This is a genomic window from Sphingomonas sp. LH128, from assembly GCF_000293195.2.
Lineage (GTDB): Bacteria > Pseudomonadota > Alphaproteobacteria > Sphingomonadales > Sphingomonadaceae > Novosphingobium > Novosphingobium resinovorum_A.
Window position 1 is genome coordinate 1 of sequence record NZ_ALVC01000385.1, and the last position, 10,975, is coordinate 10,975.

A 10,975-nucleotide genomic window follows, 5' to 3' on the forward strand; every position below is an offset into this window, starting at 1 on the left:
AGTCCGGGACGACGAAGTGGCCCAAACGTCCCACTTGCGCGAATTGCAATTTCCGGCATTGCTGGCTTGTAAATCGCAAGGGCAACCCGGTTGCCCGATAATAGTTAGGAGCCTAAGTACCCGCCACCCCCGATCCCCCCAGGACCCATGACCGACCGATCGAGCCTTGCCCATGACCTCGCCACGCAACTCGCGCCTGTTGGGCGGGCGTGGAGGCAGCTTGCCGACCGCATCCTCGCCTCGCTGGAGATTTCCAACTCGGCGGGCTGGGCGCTGGTCCATCTCGAGCGGCTGGGCGCAGGAGCGCGGCAGGCGGATCTGGCGCGGGCCATCGGTATCACCGAAGCATCGCTGACCACCACCGTGCGCCAGCTCGAATCGGCGGGTCTCGTCGAGCGCCTCGCCGATGCCGGTGACCGCCGCGCCAATCTTCTCCACCTTACCCGAGAGGGCGCGGGTATCGCCCGCAAGGCGGAAGCGCGGCTGGTGGCGCTGCGGGGGGAATTGCTGGACGGCATTCCGGACGCCGACCTCGAAGCGGCCGTAAACTTGATTACTACTGTGGGCAACCGCGCTGCAGAGATGCGGGGGCGGACGTGAACCGGCCGATCTTCGCGCGCTGGGGCGTCCCGGCGGCCATCTTCTCGATCAAGGCGTTTCTGGCAGCGATCCTGGCGGCCTATATCTCGTTTTCGATCGGGCTGGAGCGACCGTACTGGGCCTTCCTTACCGCGTATATCGTCGCCGCGCCGCTAGCCGGCGCGGTCGTTTCCAAGGCGCTGTTCCGCGTCATCGGCACTTTCGTCGGGGCCACGGCTTCGGTGCTCATGGTGCCGCCGCTGGCCCATTCGCCGGAACTGCTGACGCTGGCGCTCGCTTCGTGGCTGGCGCTGTGCGTCTTCGTCTCCCTGCTCGATCGCACGCCGCGCGGCTATATGTTCGTTTTAGCGGGTTATACCGCTTGTCTGATCGTGCTGCCGACGGTGGAAACGCCCGACCTCATCTTCGAGGATGCCGCGCTGCGCGTTCAGGAGATCACCATTGGTATCCTGTGCGGCAGCCTGATCCACGGTATCGTCCTGCCGGGTTCGGTCTCGACGTTCCTGCTCGGCCGCGTGGCGATGATGCTGCGCGATGCCGAGCGCTGGAGTCGCGATTCGCTGGAACTGGAACCAGATCCTTCGATCGAGGCGGAAAAGCGGCGACTGGCGCAGGATGTGACCGAACTGCATCAACTTTCGATCCACTTACCGTTCGAGACCAGCCGCCTGGCCCCGCGTGTGCGCACGGTGCGGGCGCTGCAGGATCAACTTTCGCTGCTGATGCCGCTGGGAGCCGCCGTCTCCGACCGTATCGGCGCCTTACGCGAACACGATGCCATGAGCGAGGAGGCGGAGGCGTTGCTTGCCGACACGCGTGACTGGCTCTCGCGGATTGAAGCGAGCCGCGAGGAGCGCGAGCAGGTCGGCGCCGACCTCAAGGCCCGTTGTGCCGCGCTTGAACCGCGGATCGATGCCGCGTCCGGCTGGGACGACATGCTCGTCCTCAGCCTGGGTTCACGGCTTTCCAGCCTGATCGAGGCGCACCTCGATTGCCGCGATCTTGCGGAACAACTCGGCACCCGCAACCGTAAGCCGGTTTCCGCGCGCATTCCGCCGTTGCTGGAAGGACGCCGCAATCGCGAGGTCCACCGCGACTATCGCGGCGCCCTGCGCGGCGCGGCCGGTGCGGCGCTGACGATCATTCTGGGCTGCACGCTGTGGATCGGCAGCGGCTGGAACGACGGTGCCACCGCCGTCATGCTGGCGGGCGTGTTCCTGGCGCTGTTCTCGGCATCCGACAATCCGCTGTTGCCGCTGTGGATGTTCTTCAACGGCACGCTCATCGCAACGATTCTGGGCATGATCTACGCTTTCGGCATCCTGCCACGCATCGACGGTTTTCCGATGCTGGCGATGACGCTGGCGCCGCCCCTGCTGGTGCTGGGCTCGTTGATGCATTCGCCCCGCTACGCCGGTGTCGCGCTTCCTGCGCTGCTCGGGATGGGCAGCCCCTTCATTATTGCCGAGCAATATACCGACAACTTCGCCACTTTCGCCAACGGTTCGCTGGCGCAGTTGCTGGGTACGCTGTTCGCGATCATGATGGCGCGCCTGCTGCAGACGGCCGGGCTGGAGAGCGCCATCCGGCGGACCTTGCGCGCGGGCTGGCGCGATATCGCCGAGCGTGCCAACCTCTACGGACCGCCCGACGTGCGCGGCTGGATCAACCGCATGCTCGACCGTATCGCGCTGCTCAATCCCCGCCTCGCGCTATCAGGCAAGCAGCCGGGCGCGCCGCTCTACGACGTGCTGCGCGATCTGCGCACGGGCGTGGCGATCGGCGAACTGCGCGAGCTGCGGCTCGACCTGCCGCCCGCTCGCAGCGCGCCCCTCACCAGTGTGCTGGCCGACGTGGCCGACTACTACCGCCGGCTCGAGCCCGAGCACCGTCCGCCCGCCGCGCCCGAACTGCTGGCCGACATCGATGCTGCGCTCCACGTCTTCACCCGCGACGAGGACCGGTCCGTGCGCCGCAAGGCGGCACTGGCGCTGGTCTCGCTGCGCCGTAACATCTTTCCCGAAGCCGCCGCGCTGAAAGGCCAGCCATGAACGGCGAAGTCTCCATCCTGGGCGTGTTCATGCCCACGCTCCTGCTGATCGCGGTCATCGCCTCGGTCCTGACCATGCTGCTCATGCGCGTGGCGGATTTCGTGGGGTTCTACCGCATTGTCGCCTATCGCGCGCTCGTCGACCTGTGCCTTTACGTCATGGTGTTCGGCGCGCTTTCCTTCCTTGCCACCTATTTTGGTCTCCACCCATGAAGAACCTGCTTCCCGCCATCGGCCGCAGCGCCGCTACCATCGTCATCGTCCTGCTTGCGGCCTTCATCGCATACTGGATGTGGATGCATTACGAGCGCAGTCCCTGGACCCGCGACGGCCGTGTCCGTGCCGATGTGGTGCGGGTGACACCGGACATCGGGGGGCTCGTCACATCCGTCTCGGTGCACGACAACCAGCAGGTGAAGGCCGGGGATCTCCTCTTCGTGATCGACAAGCCGCGCTATTCGCTGGCGGTGGAGCAGGCCGAGGCCAGCCTTTCCAGCGCAAGGGCGACGTTGGGGCAGGCACAGCGCGAGTCCTCGCGCGATCTGGCGCTGGGAGACCTCGTCGCCACCGAGTCGCACGAACAGAACGTCGCCAAGGTGGCCACCGCCCGCGCCGCCGTGGCCGAGGCGCAGAGCGCGCTGGACGGGGCCAGGCTCAACCTCCAGCGCACGCAGGTCCATGCCTCGGTCAACGGCACGGTGACCAACCTCGACCTGCATCCCGGCGATTACGTGGCCGCCGGTAGCCAGGCCATGGCGCTGGTCGATGGCGATTCGATCCGGGTCGAAGGCTACTTCGAGGAAACCAAGCTGCCGCTGATCCGCATCGGCGCGCCGGTGAGCGTGAAACTGATGGGCGAGGAGAACGTGCTCAAGGGGCGGGTCGAGAGCATCGCGGCAGGCATCAACGACGATACCCGCAGCGATTCGGGCAACCTTCTGCCCAATGTCGCAGCGACCTTCTCGTGGGTGCGTCTCGCCCAGCGCATCCCGGTGCGCGTGAGGCTGACGCAGGTGCCTAAGGACGTGCGCCTGATCTTGGGCCGCACCGCGACGGTCACGATCGAGCAGCATGGCGAGCAGCATGGCGAGCAGCACAGCCAGAACAAGCCCGCACCGAAGGGGAAGGTGCAGTGACCTTGCCGCGCTTCCTGTGCTCGGCAGCGCTGGCGCTCGCCTTGTCCGCCTGCGCGACAGCGGGGCCGGACTATCATCCGCCTGAGAACGCCGTCTCCAATGCGCCGGCCGCGCAAGGGACGTTCAACTCGGCAAATGGTGCGGCGTTCTCGCAGGAGCCGCTGCCGGATCACTGGTGGAAGCTCTACGACGACCCGCGCCTCGACGCGCTGGTGGAGCAGGCGCTGGCGGCCAACACCGACTTGCGTGCCGCCGACGCCAATCTCGACCGCGCCCGCGCCGTGCTGCGCGAGGCTGCTGCCGCCCGCACGCTGTCGACGGCGGTAAGCGGCGGCGTCGATTTGTCGCGCCAGTCCTCCACTGGCGTCTCGATGCCGGGCGTGGTGACCGACAATCTCGGACTTGCGTTGAGCTACCCGCTCGACCTGAAAGGCAAGCTGCGCCGAGCCATCGAGGCCAGCACCGCCGATGCCGAGGCGACCGAGGCCGCGCGCGATGCCGTGCGCGTCAGCGTCGCCGCCGCGACCACCAGCGCCTATGCCAAAGTCTGCGCCGCCAACTACCAGCTCGGGGTGACGCAGCGGGTGGTACAGCTCCAGCGCCAGACCCTCGACGCCACGCGGCGGCTGCAGAAGGGCGGTCGCGGCACCGCGTTCGACGTCAGCCGTGCTGCCGCCGCAGTAGAGACCAGCGCGGCCGCGCTTCCGGCCTTCACTGCCGCGCGGCAGAACTCGCTTTACCTGCTGGCGACACTTCTGGGCCGTCCGCCCGCCGATTTTCCTGCGGAAGTCGCAGACTGCGCTACGCTGCCGCGCCTCGCGGGCGGAGTGCCGGTCGAGGATGGTGCCGCGCTCATCCGTCGCCGCGCCGATATCCGTGCTGCGGAACGTACCATCGCCGCCGACACCGCGCGCATCGGGGTGGCGACGGCGGACCTCTATCCTTCGGTCAGTATCGGCGGGTCGCTGGGCTTCTCCGGCCCGATCCACGATTTCGGCACCGGCGACAGCTTCGGCATGAGTCTCGGCCCGCTGCTCAGCTGGAGCTTCCCCAACCGCCCGGCCGTACGCGCGAAGATCGATCAGGCCGACGCGCAAGTGCGCGTCGATCTCGCCAATTTCGACGGTACGGTACTGGAAGCGCTGCGGCAGGCGGAATCGGCCATGGAGACTTACGCGCGGGATCGGGAGCGCGAGGCGGCACTGGGCCGGGCGGCAGATGCGGCGGGGCTATCGGCTTCGCAGGCAGGCAAGCTGTTTCGCTTCGGGCGTAGCGCTTTTCTCGATCTGCTAAGTGCGCAGGCGAGTTTGGCTTCCGCTCAGGTGAGTCACGCCTCGGCGCAAACCACACTGGTAGACGACCAGATCGCGGTGTTCCTGGCGCTCGGCGGCGGGTGGCGGCAGTAGCGGCCGGCCCACCCCGTCCGGCTAGGCGGTAAACCGCCAAGCCTCCCGGCCCTTCCGCAAGCGGGAGGGCATGGCCTTGTTCTCCCCTCCCGCTTGCGGGAGGAGCTGGGGGCGGGCTTTCCTACCCCAAATCAAAAATCGATCGCGATGCCTTTCTGCACCCAGTCGCCGTAGCGGGTGGGTGAAAGGCCGTCGGGATCCTGCTCGTCCTTGGCCTTGACAGGCGGGGGAGCGGGGTCGTTGGTCCAGTGAGCGGGCTTGGTGAAGGCCGCCGGACGTTCAGTGGCGCGCTTGGTCATGGGCCCCATGTGGTGCGGGTGGCGGAAAAAGGCAATCCGGTATAGGGGCCGACGATGGACATACCCGGACTTCCTGCGCGCCGTGCCGCGCTCAACCTCATCGATGCCGTTCTGCGCAGGGGCGAGACGCTCGACCAGGCGGGCGGCTCCGCGCTCGCGCGCATCAAGGGCGATGCCGACCGCGCGCTCGCCCGCGCCATCGCCGGGGAGGTGCTGCGCTGGCGCGCCGACCTCGACGCGCTGATCGACTCCGCCACCCGCCTGCCGCTGGCCGACGACGCCAAGGCGCGCGCGGTGCTGCAGATCATGCTGGCGCAAGTGCTGCGGCTGGAGACGCCCGCGCACGCCGTCATCGCCACCGGCCTGCCGTTGCTGATGGGCGGCCCGCGCCGTCTGGCGCACGGCGTGTTCTCGACCCTGACCAAGCGCGCCGTGACGCTGCCCGAAGTGCCGACCCTGCCTGAGCAGGTCATGGAGCGCTGGGGCATCCGGGCCGAGACGATCGCCGCCGGTCTCGCCGTGCCGCCGCCGCTGGACCTCGCGCTGCGCGATGCCGCGGCGACGGCGGAGTGGGCCGAGCGTCTCGGCGGCGTCTCGCTGATGCCGGGTCATGTACGCCTGCCGCGCGGGATTGCGGTGGAACACCTCGAAGGTTTCCGCGAGGGTGCGTGGTGGGTGCAGGATCTCGCCGCCAGCCTGCCCGCGCGCATGCTCGGTGCGAGTGAGGGCCGGTCCGTGCTAGACCTCTGCGCCGCGCCCGGCGGCAAGACCATGCAACTGGCGGCGGCGGGCTGGAAGGTCACCGCGCTCGACAATGCCAAGCGGCGGCTGGAGCGCCTGCGCGAGAACCTTGAGCGTACCTCGCTGGAGGCGGAGGTGGTGCTCGCGGACGCCTTCACGTGGGAGCCGGAGGAGAAGTTCGACGCGATACTGCTCGACGCGCCGTGCACGGCGACGGGCACCTCGCGCCGTCATCCGGACGTGCTCCACCGCATCGCGCCGCGCCAGATCGAGGAGATGGCCGAAATCCAGACCCGGATGCTGGCGCGGGCGGCCGAGTGGCTGAAGCCCGGCGGCACGCTGGTCTATGCCGTGTGCTCGCTGGAACAGGAAGAAGGCGAGGACCGGGCGGCCGACGTCGAACTGACGCTCGCTCCGATCACGGCGGGGGAACTGCCCGAGGGTCTGTCGCCGACCGGCGAGGGCTGGCTGCGCACCGATCCGGGAATGCTGGCCGAGGCGGGCGGCCTCGACGGCTTCTTCATCGCGCGGTGGGTGAAAGGCTAAGGCCCAACCCGTTCGTCATTGCGAGCACAGCGAAGCAATCCAGGGCGGCTTGAGACTCCCCTGGATTGCTTCGCTGTGCTCGCAATGACGAGGTGTGCGGCTTCAGCGCCGGTTCGGATCGAGCGCCGACCGGCCACGCGTCGCGCTACTGCACGGCACCGAAGCCATGGCCGGACGCGGGGGCACCGCCCCGCCGTCCATCGCCATCAGCGCGGCGATGCGCTTCTCGGTCGCCGGGTGGGTCGAGAACAGGTCCGACACCGACGAGGGCACGATGTAGAGCTGCGCCGCCGCCGGGTTGCGCTCGACGGTGGGGTTGCGCAAGTGGGCGGCAGGCCCGGCGATCTTCTGCAGCGCAGAGGCCAGCGCGCGCGGGTTGCCGCTGATCTCGGCGCCCGCCTTGTCGGCGCTGTATTCGCGGGTGCGGCTGATCGCCATCTGCACGATCATCGCCGCGAAGGGGGCCATGACCATTGCCGCGATCGCGGCCATCGGGCTCGGGCGATCCTCCGAATTGCCCATGTGGCCGAAGAACATGCCGAAGTTGGCGATCATCGAGATGGCGCCCGCGATCGTCGCCACCATCGTCATCACCAGCGTGTCGCGGTTCTTCACGTGGCCCAGTTCGTGCGCCATCACGCCCGCCACTTCCTCGCGGCTGAGCATGTCGAGCAGGCCCGTGGTCGCGGCGACGGCGGCATGGTCGGGGTCGCGGCCGGTGGCGAAGGCGTTGGGCGCCTCGGTGTCGATCACGTAGACGCGCGGCATCGGCAGCTGCGCACGCTGCGCCAGTTCGGCGACGAGGCGGTGGAACTCGCTCTCCGGGCCGACTTCGCGGGCGTTGTGCATCTTCAGCACGATGCTGTCCGCGTTCCAGAAGGTGAACAGGTTCATGCCCGCCGCCACGACCAGCGCGATGATGGCGCCGCCGGTTCCGCCCAGCATGTAGCCCAGCCCCATGAACAGCGCCGTCAGCGCCGCCAGAAGCATGGCCGTCTTCATTCCGTTCACTTTCAATTGTCTCCTTGAGCGTTTGTCCCGGCGAATCTAGGGTCGGGCGGGAGGGTTTCAATGGCGCGCGCCGTTCCCGACACATGCAGTCACGCAACCGAAACCGGCAGGAAAGATTGACCGCTCCCGACCCGAAACCGAAACGTCGCCGCCGCTCCTCCGAGGAAGTGGCCGACCGCATTCTCGAAGCCGCCGCCGAGGAGTTCGAGGCCTCGGGCTATGCCGGGGCGACGACCGCCGCGATCGCCCGCCGCGCCGATGTGACCGAGGCGCAGATCTTCCGCTTCCACGACAGCAAGCAGGCGCTGTTCCGCGCGGCGATCTTCACGCCGCTGAACCGCCACTTCGCGGACTTTCAGGCCCGAACCGCCGGAGCGGGCGAGGGCAAGGATGTGGCGCGGGCCTACATCGGCGAATTGCTCGATTTCATGGGCAGCCATTCGAAGATGTTCCTCTCGCTGGCGGTCGCCAATGCCTATTCGCCCGAAGCCTCGGGCGGGATCGAGGCGCTCGACGGGTTGCAGGACTACTTCCGCAAGGGCGAGGCGATGTCGCGCGCGCGCGTCGGGGAGACCCCGCGCATCGCGCCCGAACTCATGGTGCGCGTGTCGTTCGCGGCGGTGCTGGCGAACCTGATGTTCCGCGACTGGCTGTTCCCGCCGGGCATGGCCAGCGAGGCGGAGATTCGCGATGCCATCGCGGCTTTCGTGATCGAGGGGATCGGGGCGAACGGCAAGGTGTGAAACCTTCGCCGCCGCGATGGACGCGCCCCTTGGCACCCCGGGTGCCTTGAAGCCCCGCGCCGCATGACATAGCCCCGCTTGCAACCATCGATAGGGAGCAGCAACAACCATGCCATTCAAGACCCGCGTGACCGAGATGCTCGGCATCGAACATCCGATCGTCCAGGGCGGCATGCAGGGCGTCGGCTATGCCGAACTGGCGAGCGCGGTGTCCAATGCCGGCGGCCTCGGCACCCTGACCGCGCTGACCCAGCCCAGCCCCGAGGCGCTGCGCGAGGAGATCGAGCGCTGCCGCTCGATGACCGACAAGCCCTTCGCGGTGAACATCACCGTCCTGCCCACGATCCTGCCGCCCGACTACAAGGCTTACGCGCAGGCCGTGATCGACGGCGGGGTGAAGATCGTCGAGACCGCGGGCACCCAGCAGGTGCGTGAGATCTGGGAGATGGTGAAGCCCCACGGCGTCACCGTGCTGCACAAGTGCACCGCCGTGCGCCACGCGCTTTCGGCAGAGAGGCACGGCTGCGACATCATCTCGATCGACGGCTTCGAATGCGCCGGGCACCCCGGCGAGGATGACATTCCTGGCCTGATCCTGATCCCCTCGGCGGCGGACAAGGTGAAGATTCCGATGCTGGCGAGCGGCGGCATCGGCGACGGGCGCGGCCTCGTCGCGGCGCTGGCGCTGGGGGCGGAGGGCATCAACATGGGCACCCGCTTCTGCGCCACCAAGGAAGCGCCGATCCACGACAACGTGAAGGCCAAATACGTCGAGAACGACGAGCGCGGCACCAACCTCATCTTCCGCAAGTTCAAGAACTCGGCGCGCGTCGGCAAGAACGATGTGTCCGACGAAGTGGTCGCGATTTCCGAACGGCCCGACTCGACTTTCGAGGATATCCGCCACCTCGTCGCGGGCGCTGTGGGCCGCGAACTGCTGCAGAGCGGCGATCTTACCAAGGGCATCTTCTGGGCCGGGATGGTGCAGGGCTTGATCCATGACGTGCCCACCTGCAAGGAACTGATCGAAAGGATCGTTGGCGAGGCCGAGGCAATCGTGAAGGAACGCCTGGGCGCCATGCTCGCCTGATCGACGGAGAGGGAGATTCCATGAGTTACGAGCACATCCTCTATTCGCTGGAGGACGGCGTCGCGCGCATTTCCCTCAACGATCCCAAGACAATGAACGGCGTCACCGAGGCGATGGGGCTGGAGATGGTCCACGCCCTGGACGTGGCGGCGCGCGATGCCCGCGCGGTGCTGCTGACGGGCGAGGGCAAGGCGTTCTGCTCGGGCGCAAACCTTGCGGCGGCGCAGGATATGCTGGCCGATCCCATGCGCGATATCGGCGGCCAGCTCGACCGCGCGTTCAACCCGGTCATCATGCAGATCAAGACTATGGAGCAGCCGGTCGTCACCGCGATCCGCGGGCCTGCGGCGGGCTTCGGCGCGGGTCTGGCGGCGGCGGGCGACGTGGTGCTGATGGCGGAAGGGTCGTACTTCTTCTGCGCCTTCTGCCACGTCGGCCTCGTCCCCGATGGCGGCGCGACCTACCTGCTGGCGCAGGCGGTCGGCCGCTTGCGCGCCATGCAGATGATGCTGCTGGGCGAGAAGGTCGATGCCAGGACCGCGCTCGACTGGGGCCTTGCGACCAAAGTGGTGCCCGAGGAGGACCTCGATGCCGAGGCGATGAAGCTGGCCAGGCGGCTGGCCACCGGTCCGCGCTCGCTCGGCCTCATCAAGCGCATGGCGTGGGACGCGCTGGATTCCAGCCTCGAAACCGCGCTTCAGGCGGAACGGCGCGGCCAGCGTGAGGCGGGGCGGACCGAGGACTTCCTCGAAGGCGTCAATGCGTTCCTCGAAAAGCGCAAGCCCGCGTTTAAGGGACGCTGAGGCTATATCCTCCCTGTTGCGCAGCAATGGGGAGGGGGACCGCCGCCGAAGGCGGTGGTGGAGGGGTAGCAGCCCCCTCCGTCAGCCCTGCGGGCTGCCACCTCCCCATTCCTTCGGAACAGGGAGGATTTTGCGGTCAGGCCGCCAGCACCGGGCTGGCAAGGAACGGCAGCGTTTCGCGTGCCTTGCCTTCGTAGGTCGAGATCGTGTCGCCCTGCGCCATCGTCAGGCCCACTTCGTCGAGGCCGTTCAGCAGGCAGTGCTTGCGGAACGGATCGATCTCGAACGTGAAGCGATCCTGGAACGGCGTGGTCACCGACTGCGTGTCGAGGTCGATGTCGATCGTCTCGTCCTGCGCCACTTCCATCAGGCGATCGATCGCCTCCTGCGGCAGCGCCACGGTGAGGATGCCGTTCTTGAAGGCATTGCCCGAGAAGATGTCCGAGAAGCTCGGCGCGATCACGCAAGTCACGCCCATGTCGAGCAGCGCCCAGGCGGCGTGCTCACGGCTGGAGCCGCAGCCGAAGTTGTCGCCCGCGATGAGGATCGG

12 protein-coding genes are annotated in these 10,975 nt (G+C 67.8%); 9 read left to right on the forward strand and 3 right to left on the reverse strand.

The genetic code is table 11. The features are described 5' to 3' along the window. Window positions 1–147: 147 nt before the first annotated feature. Genes LH128_RS25775 through LH128_RS25795 form a run of 5 tightly spaced genes read left to right on the forward strand, consistent with a single transcriptional unit; the run spans window position 148 to window position 5,192 of the window. Window positions 148–600, forward strand: coding sequence for a MarR family transcriptional regulator (locus LH128_RS25775; RefSeq protein WP_008832631.1), 453 nt, complete (start codon window positions 148–150; stop codon window positions 598–600). Then, on the forward strand, window positions 597–2,651 hold the full coding sequence (locus tag LH128_RS25780) for an FUSC family protein (protein ID WP_008832632.1): 2,055 nt from the start codon (window positions 597–599) through the stop codon (window positions 2,649–2,651). Before LH128_RS25775 ends, LH128_RS25780 begins: the two co-directional genes overlap by 4 nt. Then, on the forward strand, window positions 2,648–2,863 hold the full coding sequence (locus tag LH128_RS25785; protein ID WP_008832633.1) for a DUF1656 domain-containing protein: 216 nt from the start codon (window positions 2,648–2,650) through the stop codon (window positions 2,861–2,863). Before LH128_RS25780 ends, LH128_RS25785 begins: the two co-directional genes overlap by 4 nt. After that, window positions 2,860–3,786 (forward strand): efflux RND transporter periplasmic adaptor subunit, encoded by a 927-nt coding sequence (locus LH128_RS25790; protein ID WP_008832634.1) that lies wholly within the window; start codon window positions 2,860–2,862, stop codon window positions 3,784–3,786. The genes LH128_RS25785 and LH128_RS25790 overlap by 4 nt, the downstream gene beginning before the upstream one ends. Then, the gene (locus LH128_RS25795; RefSeq protein WP_008832635.1) at window positions 3,783–5,192 is read left to right on the forward strand and encodes an efflux transporter outer membrane subunit; all 1,410 of its coding nucleotides are present in this window, start codon (window positions 3,783–3,785) and stop codon (window positions 5,190–5,192) included. The genes LH128_RS25790 and LH128_RS25795 overlap by 4 nt, the downstream gene beginning before the upstream one ends. A gap of 131 nt (window positions 5,193–5,323) precedes the next feature. On the opposite strand, the gene LH128_RS32520 is transcribed toward LH128_RS25795, so the two are convergent. Continuing rightward, window positions 5,324–5,491, reverse strand: a complete 168-nt coding sequence (locus LH128_RS32520; protein ID WP_008832636.1) for a DUF1674 domain-containing protein — start codon at window positions 5,489–5,491, stop codon at window positions 5,324–5,326. Window positions 5,492–5,545: 54 nt separating this feature from the next. Here LH128_RS32520 and LH128_RS25800 point away from each other — a divergent pair, with 54 nt between their 5' ends. Further along, window positions 5,546–6,778 carry an RsmB/NOP family class I SAM-dependent RNA methyltransferase gene (locus tag LH128_RS25800; protein WP_008832637.1) on the forward strand — a complete coding sequence of 411 codons (1,233 nt, stop codon included), beginning with the start codon at window positions 5,546–5,548 and terminating at the stop codon, window positions 6,776–6,778. Window positions 6,779–6,880: 102 nt separating this feature from the next. On the opposite strand, the gene LH128_RS25805 is transcribed toward LH128_RS25800, so the two are convergent. Further along, window positions 6,881–7,789, reverse strand: coding sequence for a M48 family metalloprotease (locus LH128_RS25805; RefSeq protein WP_202196498.1), 909 nt, complete (start codon window positions 7,787–7,789; stop codon window positions 6,881–6,883). Between the two features lie 116 nt (window positions 7,790–7,905). On the opposite strand from LH128_RS25805, the gene LH128_RS25810 reads away from it, so the two are divergent. From LH128_RS25810 to LH128_RS25820, 3 genes are all read left to right on the forward strand, one after another. After that, window positions 7,906–8,532, forward strand: coding sequence for a TetR family transcriptional regulator (locus tag LH128_RS25810; RefSeq protein ID WP_008832639.1), 627 nt, complete (start codon window positions 7,906–7,908; stop codon window positions 8,530–8,532). A 109-nt stretch (window positions 8,533–8,641) separates the two neighbouring features. Beyond that, window positions 8,642–9,622: an NAD(P)H-dependent flavin oxidoreductase gene (locus LH128_RS25815; RefSeq protein WP_008832640.1), complete on the forward strand. Its 981-nt coding sequence runs from the start codon at window positions 8,642–8,644 to the stop codon at window positions 9,620–9,622. Window positions 9,623–9,642: 20 nt separating this feature from the next. Further along, window positions 9,643–10,425, forward strand: coding sequence for an enoyl-CoA hydratase-related protein (locus LH128_RS25820; RefSeq protein ID WP_008832641.1), 783 nt, complete (start codon window positions 9,643–9,645; stop codon window positions 10,423–10,425). 136 nt (window positions 10,426–10,561) lie between these two features. Here LH128_RS25820 and leuD read toward each other — a convergent pair. After that, a partial coding sequence (leuD, locus tag LH128_RS25825; RefSeq protein WP_008830557.1) for a 3-isopropylmalate dehydratase small subunit occupies window positions 10,562–10,975 on the reverse strand: 414 nt, incomplete at its 5' end.